We start from the raw sequence: 24,927 nt of genomic DNA on the forward strand, positions 1-24,927 counted from the left end.
ATCATTAACTATTTTGTTACAAAAGCATTATTACAAAGCATCATTGTATAAGTATGTTATATTAGCTACATAAACCTTTTATGATGAAAAAACTGTTTTTGCCGGTTATTACCATCTTGCTTTCAGGTACATTAGTAAAGGCCCAGCCGGGTAAAACTCAAATAACTAAGTGGCAATATGGCCGTAATGGCGCGGTATCCATTACCTGGGACGATGGCTCCATTAACCAGTTCAAAGTAGCATTACCTATCCTCAACAGGCTGCAGTTACCCGCCACGTTTTTTATCATCACCGGGCAAATACCGGGTTCACAATACCATGGTAAATTCATTGGCCGCCCGGTAAAAGATATCATCAAAGAAACAGCTACCATACCTACCAATAAGGATAACTTTTTTGAGCGGGCCTCGGCAGCAGGTTATCTGGGGCTTGTCGGTCCGCTTGATTATCATTATAAAGCCGGATCATTAGTAGATGCCGGTAAAACCGAAGCCGCCTATAAAGCCATTGATGAATGCTATACTAAAGTTCGCAATGGTGAATTTAAACCCGGCGTACAGCACAACGACGAATACAAAGATGCGCATGGCACTACCTGGGCACAAATTAAAGCTTATGCGGCGCAAGGTCATGAATTTGCCAGCCACATGGTAACCCACCCACGCCTGGCCGCCCTTGATGAAACCAATTTAATGTACGAAGCCGAAAAAAGCCGGCTGGATGTTTTAAATCATTTAGGCCTTGCATACACCTTTAGTGCAGAAGGGCCGTTTGGCACCGAGAACGAACGTGCCGTAGCTTACCTGGCCAGGGTTTATCCTGCCCTTCGCAATCGTATGCCCGAACCCTGGCTCAAAGAAATAAGCCGTGGTAATAAGGATACTCCCGGCAATACCAATAAGGAATATGTACAATACCAGCGCGGTGCAACTACCAAAACCCCATTGCCCATGATGAAGGCCTGGGTAGATACCACCATGAACAGGAAAGATACCTGGCTGGTACTCACCCATCACGGCGTTGACGGTATAGGCTGGGAAGCCCTGCCCCACCAGGAGCTTGACGAATATTTTACCTATATTAAAAATCATCAGGATAAACTTTGGGTAGCCACTTTTGGCGATGTAACCAAGTACATGCGCGAAAGGCAAAGCGCCAAAGTACAAAGCAGTTTAAAAGGCAATAAGGTAACCGTGAGCATCAGCCACCCGCTCAGCAAAGTTTTTTATAATATCCCGCTTACACTTAAAACTTATGTACCCGCTGGTTGGAAAACTGTAAACGCTGTACAAGGCACTAAAAAACAATCGCTTAAAGTAGCTACAGATAGCAATGGTTCTTATGTATTGTACCAGGCCTATCCAAATACCTCACCGGTAACCTTGGCAGGAGTTTGATCAGTCAAACACTATCTTTTCCGGTCCTGATACCTTTTTTATGTGGCAATTGCAGCCTCCGGCTATGGTGATAATTGCACTCAGCGTTTGATGAGTAGCGGCATTAGTAGCCATTATTTTTATATCATCTCCTTCAGTCGAAAAATCCTTGATATTATCGTCTGTAGCTAACAATTTAAAGCCTGCCACAAAATCGATATTAGGAGGATACTTTACCGGCGACAATGGCTTATTGGTACGCAGGTTAATAGCCGAAAAATTGGTGATAGCCGGGTAGGTATTTTGTTTATCAGTAATAACAATTCCCAGGTAAGCGTATTCCAGGGTACAGGTTTGTACACCGCAGCCATTTTTTTGTTTGTTTCCTTTGCAGGCTGTAAAGCCTGCAATAACTAATAGCAGGAAAGATACTTTCTTTATCATAATCAGGGTTTTATACTCATTACGACAGGAAAGTTATAAATGCTACAAATGCTATTGCTTGCTGTTCAGATATTTCTCTGAAAACTCACCCGTTATTTTTTTGGTTCGTAAATTATGAACAGCCCAATCTTCCACATCGGTTTGATTAATGCTGATCTTATCACCAAGCTTAATACTTTTAAGCGTAAAAGGCGAATCAATAAATATCGCCTTAAAAACGCCATTGCTATAACCAACCACTTCAGACCACATATGCTCATGGTTATTGCCTTCTACAAAGTCGGATTTTACTACAAACCGGTATCCCTCTTTGTCGCTTCCGTGCTTTTGCAGGCTATCTATAAACTGGGGCAAATATTTTTGAGCAGTACGTTTTAAAGCCAGAAACCGGGCATCATCTTTTGGTAACGGTACGGATTTATACAACACATTATTTTCAACCTTGGTTTGCTGACCATAGGCACCGGTTATAACAAACAGCGACAAAATAAACAGTAGATTTTTCATGCAATTCACTGATAAAGTTCGGATCTCCAGGTTTTAACCCCAAATCTATAGTTTAGTACAAATCTTGCATTATACCACAACTGTTATTTTTTATGCGGGTTATACAAATTCATTTGATCGTCCATGTATCCCTATCCCATTATGGTTTCTGTTTGCTTATGCTCGATGGTGAGGTTCACGGATCTTTCGCCGCCGGGGCGGGTGCGGTGACGCATGTTTTTGGGCACGGTTAACAATTGCCCGGGTTGCAATTCGATAGTGCCGGTCTCCAGATCGATCAACAGGGTACCTTCCAGTACCAGGAAGGTTTCGTCGGAGTTGGGGTGCAGATGCCAGAAATAAGGTTCGGTCATGATCCCGATCCGCACGATATGATCATTCACACTGCTCAGGATAGTATTGAAATAATCCTCCGGGTGCTCTGCCGAGATCACTTTGGGATCGATAACCGTTGGTTGTAAAGGTTTCATAAAAGCTTGGTTATTGTATCATACTTCAGGGGTTGTGGACATAGCTCATCAGAAGTACAGGAAAAACAATCCAGGGAGCAAAATAGTTTAAGAAAGCGACTTATCGTTTTCATCCATACATAGTTTTGAGTGCTGTGGTGATACACCGACCATAGGCGAAAGATACTCCGGAGGAGTAAAAGCTTTGTAGAAAAAGGCAACTATAAAGCATGCCGTAGGTATGCAACTATAAGTGTTCGAAAGATTGTTGTTTCGGCTAAAGCCAGGAACTGTTTCCATTATCCGTCCCATAAATGGGACGGCAATGAATAGAGGACATATTAACTTATCTTTCATTGCCGTTAGTTTTAACCAACGGATTTTAAATGATCAGCCATTGGCTTTAGCCTAAAAAACAATCAATTCGTTATTTTTAGTATTTCGAACACTTATGGTATGCAACCTGAGTACAGTACCTACGGCACTGATTGGGAGCCGTTTTTTTTCTACAAAGCTTAACCCCTATGGGCAATGTCATTATTTAAGGATACTCCGTAGGAGTAAAAGCTTTGTAGAAAGCAAAAATAAGTATTCAGCATGCCGTAGGTATGCAGCCTGAGTGCAGTACCTACCGCACTGAATTGGATTGCCTTTTTTCTACAAAGCTTTAACCCCTTTGGGGTTTGCAAAATTCCTTAACTTAATGACATTGACCTATGGGGTTTACAAACATCCTCAACTTAAGGACGTAATCCCTTCCTATGGAAGGAATCGCACTATTCCTTGCTTTTATTTCCTCACTATACCAGGTGCCGAATGATAGAACATTTCGATGTTCAACATTCAGCATCCGGTGTTCAACATTCAAACCCTATTCTATTACCCTTACCTTTAAAAAACTGCTGCCGGTATAAACCCTGTTGGTCGCTTTTTTAAAGTCGGTATCTTTTGCTTTCATAATATCCTGAAATTGTTGGGTATTCCTGTCGATAAGCGGGAACCAGGTGCTTTGTACCTGCACCATTAAACGGTGACCTTTTTTAAACGTATGCAGTATATCCTGTAGTTCAAAGTTCACGGGGCTAACCTGTCCGGGTACAAATGGCTCAGGTTTATCAAAGCCATTGCGGAACTTGCCTCGCATAGCCTCGCTCCGTACCATTTGCTGATAGCCAGATAAGTAAACCTCTTTACCTGTCCACTTATTGTTTTTGGCCGAATCGGGATAAACATCAATTACCTTAACCACCCAATCGGCATCGGTACCTGTAGTTGATACCTTTAAATTGGCCCATATATTACCGGCAATGGTGATGTCTTTATCCAGCACTTCGGTTTGATAGGTCAGTACATCCGGTCTCCGCGCGGCAAAACGCTGATCGCCGGTCATATATTCCCGTTTCATATCCATGGTAATATCATTGGTAAAAGGCACCGGTTTGTTAGGGTCGGATACAAACTCGTCAAAACTGCTTTCTGCTACTGAATCGAAGGACAGTTTACCTCCCGGCAGCAGATATAAGTTCTTTTCGGTAGCCTCTTTTGCCGGCCAGGTGTTGTAGTTTTTCCATTGATTGGGACCCGTTTCAAATACAGATACCGGCGCCAGGTTCAGGTCGGTACCTTTGAGGTAGTGACTAAAAAAGGCGAACTCTATCTTTTCGCGATAGAAAGGCCCGGTTGGCGCGCCAAAGTCAACATCGCCTAAATGGTCGCCATCACCCCGGGCCCAGCCGCCATGCACCCAGGGGCCCATAGCAAAGTAAACCGGTGTTTTTGGGTTTTCCCTCACCAATGTTTTGTAGGTATTGATAGCTCCGTACAGATCCTCGGCATCGTACCAGCCACCGGTAACCAGTACAGCGGTTTTAATATTGTGCAGATGGGTTAATACGTTGCGGTCCTTCCAATGCTGATCATAGTTGGGATGATCCAGCATTTCGTTCCACAGGCGGATGGTATCTTTATAAAATTTATCGTTGGTGTTTTTTACCGAACCCATTTTCAGGAAGAAATCATAGCCATCTTCGGTACCAAAATCAAATCCCGGAGCCCGGCGCTGGGTGGGTTTATCATCCTGGCGGTTGGTAAAAAACGAATAGAAACCAAAATTGGCTACCAGCATAAAGGCGCCGTTATGAAAGGCATCATCGCGGTATAGATCGGCAATAGGGGCCTGCGGCGATGCTGCTACCAATGCCGGGTGACGGCTCAGCAATGCCGTAGTGGTATAAAAACCAGGGTATGATATTCCCCATACGCCTACTTTACCATTATTGTTGGGTATGTTTTTAAGCAGCCAGTTAATGGTATCATACGTATCGGTGCCTTCGTCAACATCATTCTTGGTTTTGTGCACCTCTTTTTCAGGGGTCATTTCCTCATAAATACCCTCGCTCATCCAACGGCCGCGAACATCCTGATAAACAAAAATAAATCCATCATGCGCAAATACCGACGATGGGCCCAGGCTGCCTTTATACAGGTCGGTTCCATAGGGCGCAACGCTGTATGGCGTGCGGTCCATCATGATGGGATATTTTTTGGATTGGTCTTTGGGTACGTATACCGAAGTAAACAGCTTTTTACCATCGCGCATGGGTATCTGGTATTCGTATTTTTGATAATTGGCCTTAATGTATTCAGCATCAGGCGGTGAGGTTTGCGCGTAAACGCTGATAGCTGTTACGGCCAGCCACAAACAGATAAATAAAGTTTTTTTCATTTAATTAGTCAATCAAGCCCTAAATGTACCTGAATAAAATAAAAGAGGCAACTGGTGTGTTAAGTCGTAAGTTTTAAGTAGGCAGTTTTGAGTTTAAAAGATTACACGAATCCTATAAACCAAAAAAGCCCTTAGCATTGTTAAGGACCTGGGGAATAATACTGAGAGGTTTAACAGATTCCTCTATCTCGATTTTACGCGATATGGCAAGCGTAAAATCCATTGAGGTTTTGAGGTTTAAATGGGGCTTTATTTGCCTTTTTCTACAGGTGATAGCCAGGGTTACGCAAATGATAAGAATCGAACGCGCGGTATCGACTCACCCGACATCGCTGCGCTTGTCACCCCTCTCTCCGCTGCGCGCATAGAGGGGGTTGCTTTCTTTTTTTCTTTACCCTCTTTACGGCAAAGCCACAGAGAGGGTGGTCGAGCGAAGCGTAGACTGGGTGAGTAGACTATGCACTATGTTATTATTCTTCAATGTCCGATTTATAACTTTTCATAGCTATTAACTTTCCTCCGGGTTTATGAAGAGTTTTTGCGGATTAAAGAAATGATTTAAAGGGCCATTTCCTTTGCCCGTTCGCACATCCTTTCCAGCAAGTATGGCCTGGTGTACGTACTCCTGCGCAAGTACTACCGCATCGGCCAATGATTTCTTCCGGGCTATGTAACAGGCCATAGCCGATGACAGGGCACATCCGGTGCCCCGGGTATTTTGGGTGTCTATTTTTTCAAAGCTGTATTCCTGCACTTTACCGTCGTTTGTAAAATATAAGGAGGTTAATTGCGTAGCATCCAGGTGACCGCCTTTTAATAATACTGAGCGTGCTCCCATCCCCATTAGTTTTTTACCGGCAATCCACATATCATCCAGGGTATGTACAGGCATCCCGGTTAAAACAGCGGCTTCATCCAGATTGGGGGTGATAACCGCGGCCAGCGGAAACATTTTTTTAATGATTGCCTCCACAGTACTATCCTCCAGAAGTCGATGACCGCTGGTTGACACCATCACCGGGTCAAATACCACCGGAACCTCCGGGTAATGCAGCAGGGTATTTACTATGGCTTCAAGCACATCAGTTGTATGTACCATACCTATTTTAATGGCATCCGGAAAAATATCATCCAATATAGCCTGTAGTTGCGCTCGCACCACTTCGGCCGGGATAGCGTGAATAGACCTCACCCCACAAGTATTTTGCACCGGGAGCGCAGTGAGCACCGAAGTGGCGTAGCATCCCAGCGCCGAAATAGTTTTGATATCGCCCTGGATACCGGCCCCACCGCTGCCATCGAACCCCGCAATCGTTAAAACGGATGGATAGCTAAAGGTTTTTTTATTCATGGTTTACAATTTCATAAAAACATGGCTTCGGGGCGCAGGACTGAGCGCTACAGACAGGTATGTCCCGACTTTTCCCTACGCCGGTATCAGCCGGATCAGGTTCAAAGGGTTTATCTCAATTCTGTACAGAATACCCCTAAAGCCATGGCAAATGTAGCTTTTTCTTGTTCATTTATGCGGATATATCATTATCAGGTATATTATAGAAAACATATCAAAATAAAAATATTAACTTGTAGAATAAAATTTTAAATCCTTGTAGGCAATCCCTGATTATTATTTGTCTATATCACTATAAACCAATTAAATCATCACGCATATAAACCTATAATATATGCTCAATACATTTATTAAAAATTGTAAATTATATAATATTTACAAGTTATATAACTATGCATACTATGCTGCTAAATCGTTTAATACTATCTCTCCCCTATTAATTTATGCTCATTAATTTATTTGCCGATACCTATAAAAAAACATCAGATGCCTATGGATAAAACACTGCTTTTGAGCTTACAACCTATCAAAAATTTATAAACCAATTTAAAAACCGACAATGAGAAAAACGTCCAATTCAATTACCAAAGCATCTATTGCTTTATTAGGCTTTTCGCTGCTGTTTACAGCAGCCTGTAAAAAAGATCTGTCACCCACACCCCAAGCCAATAACGCTTCATCAAAATTAAGTACCAGCGCCATTGGCGTTAGCGGCCCCAAAGGCGTTTGTTATGTGGAAGTGAACAATAACGATATCCTTAACGTAGGTAATTATAAGCTTTCAACCGGGGAGCAGCTTTTTGATATCGGCATTATATTCGCGGCCAATATCAATTACAATACCACTACCCAAAAAGCCGAACTATTTTTTAATCCGCAGGTAACCACTGTATTAAATAACGCGGCCACCAAGATCCAGCCTTTACAGGCTAAAGGGATCAAAGTGCTACTCTCTATACTGGGTAATCATCAGGGTGCGGGTATAACTAATTTTCCGAGCCAGCAGGCCGCCCAGGATTTTGCGCAGTTATTGGCCAATGCCGTAACCACTTATGGACTTGACGGTATTGACTTTGACGATGAATATGCCGACTACGGCACCAACGGAACCGGTCAGCCAAATTCAAGCTCATTTGTGTATCTGGTAACCGCCTTGCGCCAGCTGATGCCTACCAAGATCATTTCCTTTTATTTTTATGGCCCGGCAGCTTCCCGCTTGAGCTTTAACGGGGTAACCGTAGGCTCAAAAGTTGATTACAGCTGGAATGCCATTTACGGCAGCTATTCTGTACCAAATGTACCTGGATTAGCGGCCAGCAACCTTGGGCCTGCTGCTATCGATATCCAAAGTACCAGCGCATCAACCGCGGCATCCTTAGCTACACAAACCGTTAATAACAATTATGGCATCTATCTGTATTACAATTTACCAAATACCGATGTACACACTTACCTGAGCAGTGTTTCCAATGCCTTATATGGTAAAGCAACGGTTTACGGCAGCGGTACTACACCAGCTACGGGTGTTACTTTTTACCAGGATATCAATTATACCGGCACTGCTACCAGCACCATAGCCAAAGGCAACTACACCTTATCGCAGTTGCAGGCCCTGGGTTTTGTGAACGACTGGGCATCGTCGGTAAAAATTCCTACGGGATGGACGGTGACTATGTACAGCAACGATAATTTTGCCGGTACTTCCTGGACGCTAACCTCCAACACCACCAATTTCACCACTCTTTCGCCCAACGCTAACGATGTGGTAAGTTCTGTTAAAATTCAATAATTAAAAAAGAATCAAGAGTTAAGAGTCAAGAATCAAGACAGAAAAAAAATAAGAATCAAGAGTAAAAAAATGATCATCGATCAATTGCGCTCCCTTCCTGATTCTTGACTCTTAATTCTTGACTCTATAAAAAAACCTATTATGAAAAAAAATACTTTTTTAATGAGCGTAGGATTGCCTATACTCTGCCTGTTTACCCTTGCCGCTACGCAATCCTGCAAAAAAGATAATGGAAACGCCGCCGAAAAATTACAAGCGGAAGGTGCATCTAAAAACGGATTAACAACCCTGTCGACAACTTCCAATGCCGACCTGATCGCTTACAAAAACAGCGTACATAAAATATTTGTAGGCTTTTTGGTTGGCGATGGCGCCGATCCTGCTGCCAGTTTCAACCCGGCCAATGCACCGGACAGTACCGATTTCCTGGAGTTTTTTGCCGGCAATGATGCCACAAGGTCACACTGGCGTGCAGCCCAGGCCAAGGGAACCCGGATCGTGGTATGTCATTTTTTGGGGGATGCCTATTTTGATGGCTCATCCAAGGATCCGGCTACGCCAACTTCAACCGCTACCGTTGCCACTTCAACAAGCACTTATGACCATTGGTCGCAGGCGATGTATAACCAGCATATTGTAGCCGATTCTTTGGATGGTATAGATCTGGATATTGAATCAGGTACCATCGACAATAAAAATGTAACCAGCAGCAGTTATCCCAATTTATTAAAATCAGTAGCCAAATGGTTCGGACCGAACTCTACGTCGGCAGTTACACTAAGTATGGGCAAAAAACCCGTGTTTTTTTATGATACCGACGGCTCCCTGGATAATAATAGTTTAACCGGCACCAAAAGCAATTATGACTATATATTATTCCAGTCCTATACTACCGGAAGCCATTTCTGGAGCAGCAGTTCCTTCCCACTATTCTCTGTAGCTTCTACTTATGGATCGGATAAAACTATTTTACTGGTTAACGGCGATAGCTTTAAACATGCCGATGGTACCGAAGACCAATCAGGCGGCGATGCTAAAGCAACATCAGATCTGTACAGTTATGCCACTAATTGGGCCAAAACCAACAAGGTTGCCGGTGTTGGAGCATATCGTATGAGTCGCGATTATAACCACACTCCTCCGTTCATCGTTTCAAGGAACGCTATCCAACTGATGAATGGTACAGGCGGTGGAGGTACTACAACCGGTGTCACTTTTTATCAAAATACCAATTACGGCGGTACAGCTACCAGTCTTATCCCTAAAGGCACCTATACCCTGGCACAATTACAGGCCAAAGGCTTTATAGATAACTGGGCATCGTCGGTAAAAGTACCATCGGGTTGGACGGTGATCATGTATACCAACGATAACTTTGGCGGTACCTCATGGACACGCACGGCCAACACGCCCGATTTCACCACCTTATCGCCAAATGCCAATGATAAAGTAACCTCTGTTAAAATTCAGTAAATAGTAAAACCCATACCCGGTTTATTATGCCGGGTATGGTTAGTTAATCTTATTCAAAACCCTCTTTTGGGAGTAATAGCCCATGAAAAGGCAGCGTTGAAACCTACAAGGTTAAAAACAAGTCGCAGAGCCGACTCACCCGGTCTACGCTGCGCTGGACCACCCTCTCTACGGCTTTGCCGCAAAGAGGGTAAACCCCTCTATGCGCGAAGCGGAGAGAGGGGTGACGAGCGCAGCGATGTCGGGGTGAGTCTATAGGTGCCAAATTTTCGCCTTATGTCTTTTCATGGGTTATTACTCTTTTGGGAGGGTTCCTGGGTAACCTATTGCCATTTTTTTAAAAAACCAAATCCATAAATTATAAACCATTAAAAAGCCCTCATTATGAAAAAAAACCTCTTCTCTTTTAAAGCCGGCATCTTGTTGATCGGTCTTTCAGCTTTATTCGCTATGCAAGCCTGTAAAAAGGATAGCGGAAGCGCGGCTTCAAAACTACAAACAGCAGGCGCGTCTAAAAACAGCCTGACCACCCTGTCGGCAGCTTCAGACAGCGCTTTGGTTGCCTACAAAAAAACAAAGCACGAAATTACCGCGGGCTTTTACAGGTCATATGGCTCGCCAACCGGTGGCGGTACCGATATTTCGGGAATGGTCAATTTGCCTGATAGTCTGGACATTGCCATTGCTTTCGGATTTAGCAATAGTTCCTCTGCCACCGAAAAAACACAAATGAAAAACACTGTTATACCAACATTACATACCAAAGGCACCAGGGTGATACTTACCGGTAACCTGGATATCCCCTCGGGTGTACCGCACACCACAGCGGGATACCAGACAACCGCTAAACTGATCATGGATAGCCTGGTTAACAAATATGGTTTTGACGGATTTGACATTGATGTGGAAAGCAATCCTTCGGGCACTACACTCACCGATATGACCGGGGTTTATACCGCGCTTTCGGCTTATTTGGGTCCAAAATCCGGAACCGGCAAACTGCTTACTTTTGATACCAACCAGACCGGCACCAATAGTCTTTTCAGGAATGTTTATACGATGATAGATTATGTGTGGCTGCAGGCTTATGGCAGAGGAACGTCCGGATTTCAAAGTACATGGAACACGTTCTCCGCTTACATTACTTCGGATAAATTTGTACCCGGGTTTTCTTTCTATGAAGAAAACGGCTATCCAAGCAATTACTGGGATGATGTTACTTACCTGGAAAACGGTACCGGTCGTGCTTATGATTATGCCGGTTGGGAGCCAACAACAGGTAAAAAAGGTGGCGTGTTTGGTTATGCTATTGACCGCGACGCGCCGCTTACTTCTATGCATGACAATACCAACCGCATTCCGGATTACAAGGTAACCAAAGATCTGATCAAAATCATGAACCCAACCGGCGGCGGTGGTGGCGCTACAACAGGCGTAGTTTTTTATCAAAACTCCAGCTATGGCGGCACGGCCACTCAAAAAATAGCTAAGGGGAATTACACCTTAGCGCAATTACAGGCCAAAGGCTTTGTGAACGACTGGGCATCGTCGGTACAAATACCTTCCGGCTGGACGGTCATCATGTATTCCAACGATAATTTTAGCGGTACATCCTGGACGTTGACAGCAAATAACAGTTGGTTTGGCGCACTGTCGCCAAGTGCCAATGATGTGGTGTCGTCGGTTAAAATTCAATAACCCCCTCTAAATCTCCCCCATAAGGGGGAGACTTCAAAAAAAATGCTTTAAAGCCCTCTCCTTTGGAGAGGGTTGGGTGAGGCTCTTGCTTCGTACCTCGCACTGACGCGTTTTGTGTGATTTATCCCAAAAAGCCTCCCGATAATATCTGGAGGCTTTTTCTATTTAAGTAAGTATTCTTAATGTCACCGCAGGGTCTCTCAGAGAGAACACTGCGTTTTGAATTGCAGCAAGACTAACCTCAGGGTCCCTTGCAGGTTTAAGTTAACCCACAAATTCACTAACTTAAACTTGCAGGAGACCTTGAGGGGACATTAAATCTATTTCCACTTCCACTCCAGTTGCTTATTGATTACGATATTCGGGTTATTAAAGATCGCGATAAGATCAGTAATAAAAGATGGGCTATTAATAGCAGCTTTAGATAAAATTATTGATGATCCGGACCGGGTTTTTATAAAATAGTGAGAGGATATTTCATTAATCTCTACAACTTCATTAGTACTAAATTTACTTTCACTAGTTGCATCTTTGGTTTCGATAAAGTCTGGTTGAAAGTTAATTTCACACGCTACACCAACCTTATATTGATAATTATCTGATACATGCTTTTTGTAACGCTTTTTATATTCATAACTCTGATAAGAAGGGTAAAAAATGAAGCATATAATCCCGAAAGCAAAAAAGTAATAGGCATAAAACTTATTATTATTAATAAAAAGCATTCCTAAGACCAAAAAACAAATTGAAATTATCAACCACGATTTGCGGCGATTTGATTGTATTTTTTTACTCCTGGATGCCGTATATAAATAGTAAGTCAGGTAATCATCTTCAGTTAAAGCCAGCGTTTTAATCATTTTTGTTGTATATTTTTGAAAAGCGATATAAAAATAAAAAGTTCAGCCTATCCAGCTGAACTTTTTATTTATTCGTAATAATAAATTTTATTTATTCGTTGATCGCTTTTACGCCCGGTAACTCTTTACCTTCCATATATTCCAGCAAAGCACCGCCACCGGTTGATACATAACTAACCTCCTGGGTCAGGTTAAATTTAGCGACAGCTGCTGCTGAATCGCCACCACCTATCAGGGAGAAAGCACCGTTTTCAGTTGCTTTAACTACCGCTTCGGCAATAGCTTTGGTACCTACTAAAAATGTTTCCATTTCAAAAACACCCATTGGGCCATTCCATAAAATGGTTTTTGATTCTTCAACCACTTTGCTGAATATAGCAACGGTTTCCGGACCGATATCCAGGCCCATCCAGTTGTCGGGAATTTCGCCGGTTTTGGCAACGCCGGTTTTGGCATCGTTAGCAAAAGCATCGGCAATAACGTTATCAACCGGTAAATACAATTTTACACCTTTGTCCTTTGCTTTTTGTTTCAGGCTGATGGCCAGGTCCAGTTTATCGGCTTCAACCAGTGAAGTACCAATATTACCACCATCTGCTTTAGCAAAGGTATAAGCCATACCACCGCCGATGATCAGGTTATCAACCTTATCCAGCAGTTTTTCGATCAGCTCAATTTTATCAGAAACTTTGGAACCACCCATAATAGCGGTGAAAGGCTTGGCAGCGCCATTCAATATCTTTTCGGCATTGTTCAATTCGGCAGCCATCAGGTAACCAAAATATTTGGCATCCGGGAAAAACTGCGCGATAACCGCTGTAGAAGCATGTGCGCGGTGAGCGGTACCAAAGGCATCGTTCACGTAGATATCGCCTAATTTGGAAAGCTTTTCGGCAAAAGCCACATCGCCTTTTTCCTCTTCTTTATAAAAACGTAGGTTCTCTAATAAAAGCACCTCGCCTTTTCCTAATTTTTGTGATTTTTCAAGGGCATCGGCGCCAATGCAGTCATCAGCAAATTGTACCTGCTGACCCAGCAGATCAGATAAATGCGCAACAACGTGTTTTAGAGAATCTTTTTCATTCGGACCATCTTTTGGTCGGCCCAGGTGCGACATCAGGATAACCTTACCGCCATCTTTTAAAATCTTTTTTATAGTTGGCAAAGCAGCCGTCATCCGGTTATCATCAGTAATATTGTAATCCCTATCCAGGGGCACATTAAAATCAACCCTGATCAGGGCTCTTTTGCCTGCAAAACTTATTTGATCTACTGTTTTCATATTAATTATATGGGTCATTTACTGTAAGGCGCGCAAATTCAGCATTTTATTCTTAATTCTTAACGAAAAAGTAAAAAAGGTGTTTGAAAACGGCCCAAACTTCATGCTATTTTAACATACATCACATAATGCGGCCCAATTCCGGGCACTTCAAACTCCGGCGAAATGATCTCGAAACCGGCATTGTGATAAAACGGAACCGCCTTTTTGCGCGCGTTGCACCAAACGTAGTTGGCCTTTTGTCCGCGCAGATAAACCAGGGCAAAATTAACCAGTTGATTGCCCAGTCCCTTGCCCCTGTATTTTTCGGTAGTGGCCATGCCCCTTAGCTGGTAAGCCTTGCCCGCAAAACCTTCATAATTTTGTGGATGGAACGACGCTATGCAAGCCAGCTCATCATTCTGAAAATAGCCTAAATGAAATGCGCCCTCTATTTTATCCGTCGGGAAAATACACTCTTCTAAAGTGAGCTTCCCTTCACGCAGCACTTCATTACGAATAGGCAACAGCTCTTCTACGGTTATAAATTTGATCATAATTTTTTATTAGAGTCAGGACATTGGGAGTAAGGAATAAGGATTTTTGGAACAAGGACCGAAAATAAGTATGTGTTGCACGTTCGTCACTATTCTCCTTGTTCTTTGCTCCCAATCCTTGCTCTTAAAGTCTTTGCTCCTTCATTCCTTGTTCCAAAAATCCTTATTCCTTGCTCCACTAATCTTTGTTCCTAAACCAGCTATTTCCTCTACCAGATCTGCCAAACGGCTGCTGTAGCCCATTTCGTTATCGTACCAGCCAACCACTTTCACCAGTCCCCCAACAATGGAGGTTAGTTGCGCGTCGAAAATACAGCTGTGCGGGTTATCCAGTATATCGGTGGAGACGATGGGATCTTCGGTGTATTCCAGTACATTTTTCATAGGGCCGTCGGCTGCCTGTTTAAAGGCTGCGTTAATTTCGGCAATAGTGGGTTGCTTTTTAAGACTGCAGGTAAAATCTGTCAGTGAGCCATTAAGCACCGGAACACGGATACCTGCACCACCCAGGCGGCCTTCCAGATGCGGAAATATGGCGGTAATAGCTTTTGCCGCACCGGTTGTAGTAGGTATAATAGAAGCCGAAGCTGCCCTTGCCCGGCGCAGATCTTTATGCGGGGCATCATGCAGGCTTTGGTCGCCGGTCATGGAGTGAACGGTGGTAATATAGCCATCAATAATTCCCCAGTTCTCATCCAGTATTTTCACCATAGCCGCCACATTATTGGTGGTACAGGATGCGTTGGATAATATGGATGAACGCAGATCGACCAGGCCATCATTTACAGCCAATACAACGGTGGGTACATTTTTATCAGTTGAGGGCGCCGAGATGATCACCTGTTTGGCGCCGGCGGCTAAATGCAGTTCGGCGCCCTGCCTGGAAGTAAATTTCCCGGTTGATTCAATCACCAGGTCAATATTCAGTGCTCCCCAGGGTAATGCCTGCGGATCACGCTCGGCAAATACTTTTATCTGCCGGCCATTGACATAAAGATTGCTGGCATCATGCTCAACCGTGCCTTTAAACCCGCGGTGAACCGAATCATATTTAAATAAATGAGCAAGGGTTTGGGTATCTGTGAGGTCATTGATAGCTACCACCTCGATACCGGGTTTAGCTAAAATATTTCTTAGAAAAATGCGGCCTATCCGGCCAAATCCATTTATAGCGATCTTCATTCTCTCTGTTTTAAAAACAGGTCAAAGTTAGTAATTAAGTCATTGGTACATTGAGTCATCAGGTCATTTAAATTACATAATACCCCCAATAACTACAAAGTAAATAACTTAGCGTCTTATTGAATTTTAAACAAATAAGTTACGTAAGGCCACCTGCTCACGCTCTTTGGAGCGGATGCAGAATGTAACTATCCAGTTAAAGATCATCGGGATCAGCAAAATCACCGAGATCAGGAAAGTGTTGCTCAGGTCGCTGAAAGTTAACACAAGACCAATGGCCCCCAGGTTAATGCCTGCCAGGCAAAGCGTGGCCTGTAAATGATTCAGCCCCAGCTTCAGCATCCGGTGGTGCATATGGTTCCGGTCGGCATCAAAGGGCGATCCCCCTTTTAATATCCTTAATGTAAATACCCGGAGGGTATCAAAAACAGGTCCTATCAATATGGCTACGGTAAGCGCGGGTGCGGTAAACAGTTGTGGTACACCCGCCACGCTGATCTTACTGATCTCGGTATATTTAATAGCCATTACCGCCGATACCAAACCGATCAGCAAAGCCCCTGTATCACCCATGAATATCTTGGCCGGGGTAATATTGTAGCGTAAAAAACCGGCTACCGCTCCTACCATGGCCAGGCAAATAGCGGTCAGCTCATATTGTTTTATTGACAGGAACATCAGCGCCAGCGTACCATTAACAATCAATCCCGTGGTGGCGGCAAGGCCATCTATTCCATCAATCAGATTAAAGGAATTCACGATCAGCATGATCAGCAGGATAGAGAAGATGGCGCTGGGCATATAAGGCAAATTAAAAATTCCGAAAATGCCGTACATGCTGGCGATGCGGATATCGCCCAGCAATACCAGGATGGCAGCCACAATAAACTGGATGAAAAATTTAGTGCTCGAGTTTACGCCCGAAAGATCATCCTTTAAACCCATGGCAAATAAAATGATACAGGCTATCAGCAGATAACTGATGGGCAGGTATTTGCCTATAACACTGAATAGCAGGGTAGTGATAATAAAACTGACAAATATGGCTACACCGCCCAAACGTGGGATGCCATGGTCATGCTGTTTGCGGAAATGGCCCACATCATCATATAAATGGCGGGCACGCGCCACATGTAAAATGGATGGTATAACTAACCAGGTTATAAGCGTTGACATTACAAGTATCAAAACCTGAAATCCAAAGTTGTTAGGATGCAAAAGTTCAGTCATGTAATTGCTTTAACAATGTTAGCGGGGACTATCTTATAAAAATCGAGTATATGATTTACTCTTTATACGGGTTTAAAAAATTTAAGTTTAAGTTGAAATTAAAGAAATTGAACTATTTTTCGGAGGGGCTTTAAAATCAGAGTAAGTAAGGGAAAAGGGAGTTTATTTTGACGCATGGCCAACAGATCAAATTGCCATGCCTTTATTCTGTTCCTTAAATTTTTGCTGCTGATGCCCCCGGCGCGCATGTTAACCATTACCTTTTTCAGATAAAAACTTTTAACCTGATGCAGGTACATTAACCGGAGCATCAACTCATAATCGGCTGCCGAACCATGACCAGGATTGTAAAAGCCAAATTGGTTAAATAAATTACGCCTGCAGTAAAAAGTAGGATGCGCGGGCATAAACCCCAGCTTAAAGGAATTGCGGTTGCATTTACCGGAGCGCCACTTACGGATAACTTGCTGGTGTTGATCAATTATATCCAAATCGCCGTACAATGTTTCTATATCATGTTGTGCAAATATCGCGGCCACCGATCGTAAAACATCCGCATCGGCAAAATGATCATCGGCATTTAATATGCCCACTACGTCGCCGGTAGCCCGGCTTATACCTTTATTCATGGCATCGTATATCCCATTATCCGGTTCTGAAACTAAAATATGGATAAATTTATGATACTCCCGGATAATTGAAAGTGTTTGGTCTGTTGAACCGCCGTCGATAATAATGTACTCCAGGTTGGGGTAGTTTTGGTTGATAACAGATTGGATACACTGCCTGATGGTATCCTGGGCATTATAAACTACTGTAACCAGGGAGAGCTTCAAAACGTACAAAGTGAGAAAAGAATTACCAATATATATACCCGCAAATTATGTATTTTTGAAATCAATCCCTAATTATATACTTATTTAGTTTCTACTCGTCTGTATGCGTTTTTTTACTTTTACTCTGTTCTTTCTCGGGATAATTTTTGTTTTAACATCTTGTTCCAGTAAACAATACCAATCGCTTTTTGAACAAAAAACCACTGTTGCAGATAGCAGCTCTGCGCAAAGACCCGCTGTAGCCATGGCTGCCTATCGCATACAACCACAGGATATACTGCAGATCAGGAATCTGCAAAACGTAAAGTATATTGTTGACGAGGCGCCGGCAAGCACCACTACTTCGGGCGGAGGTACCGGTACAAGCACCGGGCAAACTTTCCAGGTTGATGATGACGGCACCGTAGCCCTGCCGGTTATTGGTCATGTAGCGGTAGGGGGCCTTACCCGGCCCGAGGCGGCAAAGCTTATCGAAGGTCTTTACCGTAAAAGCCTGCTCAAGGACCCTATCATCGAACTAAAAATTGTAAACCTGAAGGTTACGCTGTTGGGCGAAATTAAAGGACAGGGAAATTATCCGCTAACCAAAGACAGGACTACCCTGGTGGAGATGATTGGCGCAGCCGGCGGTCTTACAGAGAAAGCCAACGAAACCAATATTCAAATTATAAGGGGCGACCAGGCGAATCCGCAGGTAACGACCATCAACCTCCGGAATATCCAGGCCATCAATGATCCGCGTGCTATTCTTCAAAATGGAGATATTATTTATATTGCCCAAAACAAACGTGCGGTCAGGAACGAGAATCTGCAAAACGTATCGGTGATCAGTCAGCCGGTTTTGCTTTTGCTCAACACGGCCTTAATTATTTTCACGCTTGCCCATCGCTAATGGAAGAAACAGAAAAAATTCAGCGAAAACTGCCCAGTCAGGAAATTGACTATTTTAAGATAGGCAAGATATTGCTGAGCCGCTGGTATTGGATAGCCGCTTCTGTGGGCATAGCGGTGCTTATATCATATACTTATCTGTGGTATACGCCTAAAACCTATTCATCATCGGGCACTTTAAAAATTGAAGAAAAAAAATCGGAGATCTCCGACCTGGTAAGCGTAATAACCGTTCCCGAACGCGGACCATCAAAAATACAAAGTATTACATCTGTGATACAAAGCCGCAACCTTATCTTAAGTGCCATAAAAAACCTGGATTACAGGATAAGTTTTTATGTTATGGGCCGGGTGCGTACCTCTGAGATCTATCCTTCAAAACCGTTGAACATTGAGCTCATCAGGTTTGATAGTTTAAATTTTTACCACGATCAGATAGGTTTTAAACCTTTAAACACGAAATCGTTTGAGTTGTCGTACAAAATGGCGGGTAAGGAAATTCAAAACATCTTTAACTATGATACACCCGTAAATATAGGGCATACCAGCTTCAGCATCAAGTATCCGGGGGCGCTGAGCAAGAATACGGTTTACCTGTTTAAATTCAATATTCCGGAAGACTATGTTTACCGGGTAAGGGGGGGCTTGTCCACTGGTGAAACCACAAAAAACTCCAATATTATCGGCCTGCAGGAAGTTGACTCCAATCCTCAGTTTGCCGCCGATATTATCAATAGTATCATGAACGAATATGTGGCTTTTGATCGTAATCAAAAAACTCAGTCGGCTTCACAAATGATCGATTTTATCGACAGCCAGCTGGCTTTTCTGTCAACCGAGGTTAAAGGTTCAGAAAACTCGATTGAAAAATACAAGCAAAAATCAAAGATCCTGGATGTAAGCTCGGCTTCAACAACTTCGGTCTCCAAAGCGGCCGATCTTGAGTCGAACAAATCCTTATTAAAAATACAGCTGATGGCCCTTGATCAGCTCAAAGACCAGATCACCAGGGAAAAGGATAATGTTAATTTAAATTTCACCACGGCAGGGGCAGACAATCACCTGTTACAAGCCATGGTCGAAAAGCTGGATGCTTTGATACAGGAAAGAAACGCGCTGTTAAAAACTTACAATACCGATTCGCAACCCATCCGCGACATCAACCAGCAGATATTACAAATAAAACTGAATGCGTTGAATAATATCAAAGCTTTGCGTTCGGGAGTTGAAAAAAACATCGCTTTTTTGGATAGTCAGCTTTCGCAGGTTAATCAAGCCATCATGACATTGCCCGCTGCTCAGCGCGACCTGGTGAGCCTGCAACGGGATTTTGAGATCAACGATAAAGTGTATTCATTTTTATCAGAAAAAAAACTGGAGGCACAAATAAGCAGGGCCGGTATACTGCCTGGAGCAACCATTATTGAACCGGCTCAGCCCAATTTTAACCCGGTATCGCCCGACGAGCATAATATTCACCGCTCGGCCATTATCCTGGGTTTGGTTATTGGTTTGAGTCTTATTGTTGTTGTCAGGATCATGAATCCTTACATCTACGATAAAGAAACCATCGAAAGCCTTACCTCGATACCTATATTGGGTATCATCCGAAAATTCCCGGAGCCTATTGATGAAAACAACAGGCAAATTTTAGCGCTTGTACGCCCAAAATCCATATTTGCAGAGTCGGTACGTTCGGTACGTACTAACTTAAGTTTCCTGGCATCCGAGAAAAAAAACAAGGTGATTTGTATTACTTCGGAAGTAGCCGGCGAAGGAAAATCATTTGTGGCCGTTAACCTGTCAAGCACGCTTTCATTGATCGACAAAAAAGTTATCCTTATTGGGGCCGACCTTCGCCGTTCCAAAATACATAAGATATTTAATGTGACCAACGACATCGGACTGAGCAATTATCTGGCCCACCAAAACGAACTTGATGATATCATTTTTCATTCCGAACAGGAAAATCTTGATTTTATAATCTCCGGGCCTGTTCCACCCAATCCCTCCGAACTGTTGCATAGCGAACGGATGAGCACTTTAATTGCCCAGTTAAAAGCCAGGTATGATATTGTGATGATAGATACCGCGCCAATAGGTTTGGTGTCTGATGCTATCCCGCTTATCCGGATGAGTGATATCAATGTTTTTGTGATACGGTCTGGGAGGTCAAAATTTTACGCGGCTACCGTGCCCCAGCGTGTAGCGCAGGAGTATCAGCTTGATAATACCGTAATAGTGCTCAACGCATATGAGGAAGAGCCCCTGCACTCCAGGTATTATACCACCAAATTTACAGGTGATAATTCTGGCGTGCACTACTATTATTATGCCGATTACAACGGCTATGAAGATTCGGGGTACTATTTGGATGATAACAAAACCAAATGGTGGAATGTGAGAAGATGGTTTAAATATTAAGCTTTTTAATAAATATGGGGCTGTTAACAAGTGAGGTAAAAAATAAATGGTATCCGGTTTATACACATGCAAAGGCCGAAAAAAAAGCATACGAAGCATTAACCAGTAAAGGAATTTTGACCTATTTACCCCTGCATCGGCAACTTAGGCAATGGAGCGACCGCAAAAAGTGGGTCGAGGAGCCCTTTATCAAATCATATATATTTGTTAACATCGCCGAACGCGCACAGGCAGATGTATTAATGACCAGGGGGATATCCCGTTTTCTATATTTTTCGGGCAAACCGGCCACCATGCCCGACAGCCAGATCAACGAACTAAAGTTATTGATGACAAGTTCAATCGATCTGGAAATTACGGAGGAGGATCTGCAGCCCGGGGAAAAAATTATTATAAAGGCGGGACCCTTAAAAGGAATGACCGGCGAGGTGGTAATATACCAGTCGCGAAAACAATTGATATTAAGACTTGAAAGCATAGGACGCTCCATTATTGTGCATGTTGCGGCTTCTTATATTGAGCGTTTTTAACCAAAACTATCATTTTTAATATTAAAGAAAATACAGGCGCTTTGGCGGCTTATATAATACCAGGAGGCCATTGTGCCTTAAATTACAATTAACTGTAAAGCAATAAGTTGCAAATAAAATTGTGACTTACGTGGCGAAGCTATGAAGATATGATTAAGATATATACAATAGCAGGATTATTAACTCAACATTTTATATACTTGCACAAAAAGAGCTATATGATGCAAATTGCATTTCCGGGAAGAAAGGGATGTGTTATTGTAAAGTGGAAAGATGTAATACAGAATTGATATACCTGCCTCCTTATTCACCAATTTGAACCTGATTGAATTATTACAAAATGAAGATCCAGCCCGCAAGCAAGCGCCAATCAAATTATTCGCTTTGATTTTTTAAACTTTTAAAAATAGTAGACAATACCCCATTTAAAATACCCCATCCATGTGCCGAATTGCAGGAATAATTGATAAAAATTTACCATCTGACGAAATAAACCAAAAAGTAAAAGCCATGTGCGATGTATTGCAACATGGCGGCCCTGATGATGAAGGCACGTTTTTCGACCACAAAAATAACCTGGGCTTTGGGCACCGGCGCCTATCCCTCATTGACCTGAGCAGCAACGGCCACCAACCCATGACCGATACCGGGCAAAAGGCCTGCATAAGTTTTAACGGCGAACTTTATAATTACCTGGAATTAAAAACAGAACTGTTAGCGCTGGGAGCACAATTCCGGTCGGCGACTGATACAGAGGTAATTTTATTAGCGTACCTGCAATGGGGAACCGCTGCCTTCGCCAAATTTCGGGGTATGTTTGCTTTTGCGTTGTACGATACTGTTAGCAATCTCGTTTACCTGGTACGTGACAGCGCGGGCATTAAACCCATATATTATTACGCCCGGAATGGGGTTTTATGTTTTGCCTCAGAAATAAGAGCTTTTAAGGCAGCTAATATCTCAACAGAAAAAGATCCCGATTGGCTGGTAAGGTTTTTGGCCTTTGGCCATATCCCTGAGCCATATACTACCTTAAAAAATGTCTTCAGTTTACCAAAAGGTCATTTTTTACGCTGGGATATTACCTCATCTGCCTATACCATCAATCCATATCATGGAACCCCTGCGCAAGAACAGATCACCGATGTAAACGAGGCCCGCTTACTGATCAAAGAAACGCTGATAAAAAGCGTAAACCGGCAATTAATAGCCGACGCCGCCATTGGTGTATTTTTAAGCGGAGGTATTGATTCCAGTTTGCTCACCCTGCTGGCAAATCTTAAAAAAGAACAGCAGCTTAAAACGGTATCCATCTTTTTTAATGAGCAAAATTATAACGAGCAAAACCATCAGCGTATAATTTTAGATAAGTTACAAGGTCAAAGCTTTTCGCACCTGGTACAGCAACATGATTTTAATACTTTTTTACCTCAGATCATTGCGGCCATGGATATGCCAACTATCGACGGTATCAATAGCTGGTTTATTAGTAAATACGCCCATGAAGATGGTTTAAAAGCAGTACTATCGGGTATTGGCGGCGATGAACTTTTTGGCGGCTACCCTTCTTTCAAGCGGATAAAGTACTTAAAGTATCTAAGGAAAATTAGTCCATCCCTGTTTTCGGCAATAACCGGCTTCTTGCCTGATCAATATAAAAAACTTACATTTTTAGCTAATGACCATTATTTAGCCGACTATCTTTTGTTGAGAGGTTTTCTCTCGCCTATCGAGATCGCTAAAATTCTGGATACCGACAGTAAACAAGTCAGGGACATTCTTTTTGACACAGGCTATTCCTCCTGTCCAAAAAATTATAATCAAGAACACGCGTCATGGCTCGAAACCAATTTGTATATGCAAAATCAGTTACTCAGGGATACCGATGTGATGAGCATGAGTCATGGGCTGGAAGTTAGGGTGCCTTTTTTAGACGAGGACTTTACCAATACGGTAAGCCGCATTGATCCATCCATCCGGTTTGACAACAATCAACCCAAAAAGCTACTGATTGATAGCTTTGGAGATCTGCTGCCGACGCAGATATGGGACCGGCCCAAAATGGGCTTTTCCTTCCCGCTGCAGCAATGGATGGCGGCTCATCCCGAAATAAGTAACAGTGCGGCCTATAAAGGAAAGGCAGCTCAGGCAATGATTCAAAAGTTTAAGAACAAGGGCGTACACTGGTCAAAAGCATTTGCACTTTATCAGATACAGGCGCATGTCTAAAAAGGTACTGCTACTTACTTTACAAATATTTAGCACCACCGGTGGTATCCAAAAAATGACCCGTACCTTAGGCTATACCTTAAACCAGATAGCCCTTGCCAATAACTGGAACTTTGAATTATGGTCGGCCTATGACCGTGCCCAGGATCTGATGCCGGAGTACCTGCCTTCTTCAAATTTCAAGGGATTTGGCATTAACAAATTAAACTTTGCCTTAAAGGTTATTAGTAAAAAGTTTACGCTAAAAGATATTATCATACTGAGTCATATTAATCTGGCTGCCATTGGTTTGCTTATCAAGGCGGTGAACCCCAAATGCAAGGTATGGTTAGTGGCTCATGGTATTGAGGTATGGCGGCCTCTTTCATTCATCAAAAAACTTTTCCTTAAAAATTGCGACAAAGTGATCTGCGTAAGCAATTATACCCGGCAGCAAATACTTGACCGTCACCATATTGACAAGAACATTTGTATAGTACTGAACAATGCTATTGACCCTTTGATGCCATTGCCGGTCACCTTTTCAAAGCCCGCGAGTTTGCTTGATCGTTATCAGCTTAACAATAGCCATCCTATCATATTTACCTTAACCCGCTTAACCTCTACAGAAAAATACAAGGGCCATGAACTGGTGATTGAAGCCATAGGAAAATTGAAAAATAAATACCCCGGCATCAAATATATTCTGTCTGGAAAATACGATGAGTTGGAGGATGTGAGGATCCATAAATTAATAAGCGATCATGATGTAAGCGATCAGATCATATTAACAGGCTTTATTGATGAAACCGAGCTCACAGATCATTTTTTACTGGCCGATCTGTTTGTTTTACCCAGTAAAAAAGAAGGCTTCGGCATTGTGTTTATTGAAGCTTTGGCTTGCGGCCTTCCTGTTATTTGCGGTAATGCCGATGGAAGTATTGATGCCATACGTAACGGAGAGCTGGGCAAATCGGTTAACACAGATGATGCTGCCGAGTTATACAATTGCATGAACGAATCGTTAGCACAACCGCTAACAAGTACCGACCGGGAGCAATTGCAAAAACGCAGTTTACACCACTTTAATCAACCCGATTATGCCCGTAAACTGCAGGAATTATTAACCGAATAAG

20 protein-coding genes and 1 riboswitch are annotated in these 24,927 nt (G+C 42.9%); of the genes, 9 read left to right on the forward strand and 11 right to left on the reverse strand.

Annotated features, from left to right (window positions below; genetic code table 11):
• The first annotated feature begins 83 nt into the window (after window positions 1-83).
• Window positions 84-1,397 carry a polysaccharide deacetylase family protein gene (locus tag AB6735_RS00580; RefSeq protein ID WP_370993862.1) on the forward strand — a complete coding sequence of 438 codons (1,314 nt, stop codon included), beginning with the start codon at window positions 84-86 and terminating at the stop codon, window positions 1,395-1,397.
• On the opposite strand, the gene AB6735_RS00585 is transcribed toward AB6735_RS00580, so the two are convergent.
• From AB6735_RS00585 to thiD, 5 genes are all read right to left on the reverse strand, one after another.
• The gene (locus tag AB6735_RS00585; RefSeq protein WP_370993863.1) at window positions 1,398-1,820 is read right to left on the reverse strand and encodes a hypothetical protein; all 423 of its coding nucleotides are present in this window, start codon (window positions 1,818-1,820) and stop codon (window positions 1,398-1,400) included.
• Window positions 1,821-1,871: 51 nt separating this feature from the next.
• On the reverse strand, window positions 1,872-2,327 hold the full coding sequence (locus tag AB6735_RS00590; RefSeq protein WP_370993864.1) for a DUF2314 domain-containing protein: 456 nt from the start codon (window positions 2,325-2,327) through the stop codon (window positions 1,872-1,874).
• A gap of 131 nt (window positions 2,328-2,458) precedes the next feature.
• Window positions 2,459-2,797, reverse strand: a complete 339-nt coding sequence (locus AB6735_RS00595; protein ID WP_370993865.1) for a cupin domain-containing protein — start codon at window positions 2,795-2,797, stop codon at window positions 2,459-2,461.
• Window positions 2,798-3,647: 850 nt separating this feature from the next.
• Window positions 3,648-5,501: a CocE/NonD family hydrolase gene (locus AB6735_RS00600; RefSeq protein WP_370993866.1), complete on the reverse strand. Its 1,854-nt coding sequence runs from the start codon at window positions 5,499-5,501 to the stop codon at window positions 3,648-3,650.
• A gap of 508 nt (window positions 5,502-6,009) precedes the next feature.
• Window positions 6,010-6,852: a bifunctional hydroxymethylpyrimidine kinase/phosphomethylpyrimidine kinase gene (thiD, locus tag AB6735_RS00605; protein ID WP_370993867.1), complete on the reverse strand. Its 843-nt coding sequence runs from the start codon at window positions 6,850-6,852 to the stop codon at window positions 6,010-6,012.
• Window positions 6,853-6,907: 55 nt separating this feature from the next.
• A riboswitch (TPP riboswitch) is annotated at window positions 6,908-7,000 on the reverse strand.
• Between the two features lie 411 nt (window positions 7,001-7,411).
• Here thiD and AB6735_RS00610 point away from each other — a divergent pair.
• The 3 genes from AB6735_RS00610 to AB6735_RS00620 all read left to right on the forward strand — a co-directional run bounded on the left by AB6735_RS00610 (window position 7,412) and on the right by AB6735_RS00620 (window position 11,812).
• Complete coding sequence (locus AB6735_RS00610; RefSeq protein WP_370993868.1) at window positions 7,412-8,641, forward strand: endo-beta-N-acetylglucosaminidase H; 1,230 nt, start codon at window positions 7,412-7,414, stop codon at window positions 8,639-8,641.
• 141 nt (window positions 8,642-8,782) lie between these two features.
• Window positions 8,783-10,114 carry a glycoside hydrolase family 18 gene (locus AB6735_RS00615; RefSeq protein WP_370993869.1) on the forward strand — a complete coding sequence of 444 codons (1,332 nt, stop codon included), beginning with the start codon at window positions 8,783-8,785 and terminating at the stop codon, window positions 10,112-10,114.
• A gap of 384 nt (window positions 10,115-10,498) precedes the next feature.
• Window positions 10,499-11,812 carry a hypothetical protein gene (locus tag AB6735_RS00620; RefSeq protein ID WP_370993870.1) on the forward strand — a complete coding sequence of 438 codons (1,314 nt, stop codon included), beginning with the start codon at window positions 10,499-10,501 and terminating at the stop codon, window positions 11,810-11,812.
• Between the two features lie 320 nt (window positions 11,813-12,132).
• Here AB6735_RS00620 and AB6735_RS00625 read toward each other — a convergent pair whose 3' ends face one another.
• The 6 genes from AB6735_RS00625 to AB6735_RS00650 form a co-directional block, all read right to left on the reverse strand.
• Entirely contained in the window at window positions 12,133-12,672 is a 540-nt protein-coding gene (locus AB6735_RS00625; protein WP_370993871.1) for a hypothetical protein, read from the reverse strand.
• A 91-nt stretch (window positions 12,673-12,763) separates the two neighbouring features.
• Window positions 12,764-13,954, reverse strand: coding sequence for a phosphoglycerate kinase (gene pgk / locus AB6735_RS00630; protein WP_370993872.1), 1,191 nt, complete (start codon window positions 13,952-13,954; stop codon window positions 12,764-12,766).
• A gap of 101 nt (window positions 13,955-14,055) precedes the next feature.
• A complete protein-coding gene (locus AB6735_RS00635; protein ID WP_370993873.1) occupies window positions 14,056-14,490 on the reverse strand; it encodes a GNAT family N-acetyltransferase in 435 nt (144 codons plus the stop codon).
• A 141-nt stretch (window positions 14,491-14,631) separates the two neighbouring features.
• Window positions 14,632-15,672, reverse strand: coding sequence for a type I glyceraldehyde-3-phosphate dehydrogenase (gene gap / locus AB6735_RS00640; RefSeq protein WP_370993874.1), 1,041 nt, complete (start codon window positions 15,670-15,672; stop codon window positions 14,632-14,634).
• 126 nt (window positions 15,673-15,798) lie between these two features.
• Window positions 15,799-16,902 carry an MraY family glycosyltransferase gene (locus AB6735_RS00645; RefSeq protein ID WP_370993876.1) on the reverse strand — a complete coding sequence of 368 codons (1,104 nt, stop codon included), beginning with the start codon at window positions 16,900-16,902 and terminating at the stop codon, window positions 15,799-15,801.
• 98 nt (window positions 16,903-17,000) lie between these two features.
• The gene (locus AB6735_RS00650) at window positions 17,001-17,738 is read right to left on the reverse strand and encodes a glycosyltransferase family 2 protein (protein WP_370993877.1); all 738 of its coding nucleotides are present in this window, start codon (window positions 17,736-17,738) and stop codon (window positions 17,001-17,003) included.
• 103 nt (window positions 17,739-17,841) lie between these two features.
• Here AB6735_RS00650 and AB6735_RS00655 point away from each other — a divergent pair, with 103 nt between their 5' ends.
• The 5 genes from AB6735_RS00655 to AB6735_RS00675 all read left to right on the forward strand — a co-directional run bounded on the left by AB6735_RS00655 (window position 17,842) and on the right by AB6735_RS00675 (window position 24,926).
• A complete protein-coding gene (locus AB6735_RS00655) occupies window positions 17,842-18,630 on the forward strand; it encodes a polysaccharide biosynthesis/export family protein (RefSeq protein ID WP_370993878.1) in 789 nt (262 codons plus the stop codon).
• On the forward strand, window positions 18,630-21,053 hold the full coding sequence (locus tag AB6735_RS00660) for a GumC family protein (RefSeq protein ID WP_370993879.1): 2,424 nt from the start codon (window positions 18,630-18,632) through the stop codon (window positions 21,051-21,053). Before AB6735_RS00655 ends, AB6735_RS00660 begins: the two co-directional genes overlap by 1 nt.
• A gap of 14 nt (window positions 21,054-21,067) precedes the next feature.
• Entirely contained in the window at window positions 21,068-21,583 is a 516-nt protein-coding gene (locus tag AB6735_RS00665; protein ID WP_370993880.1) for a UpxY family transcription antiterminator, read from the forward strand.
• Between the two features lie 441 nt (window positions 21,584-22,024).
• Window positions 22,025-23,812, forward strand: a complete 1,788-nt coding sequence (gene asnB, locus AB6735_RS00670; RefSeq protein WP_370993881.1) for an asparagine synthase (glutamine-hydrolyzing) — start codon at window positions 22,025-22,027, stop codon at window positions 23,810-23,812.
• The gene (locus AB6735_RS00675) at window positions 23,805-24,926 is read left to right on the forward strand and encodes a glycosyltransferase family 4 protein (protein ID WP_370993882.1); all 1,122 of its coding nucleotides are present in this window, start codon (window positions 23,805-23,807) and stop codon (window positions 24,924-24,926) included. The genes asnB and AB6735_RS00675 overlap by 8 nt, the downstream gene beginning before the upstream one ends.
• Window position 24,927 lies beyond the last annotated feature (1 nt).

Origin of the sequence: Mucilaginibacter sp. RCC_168, assembly GCF_041355315.1 — a bacterium.
Lineage (GTDB): Bacteria > Bacteroidota > Bacteroidia > Sphingobacteriales > Sphingobacteriaceae > Mucilaginibacter.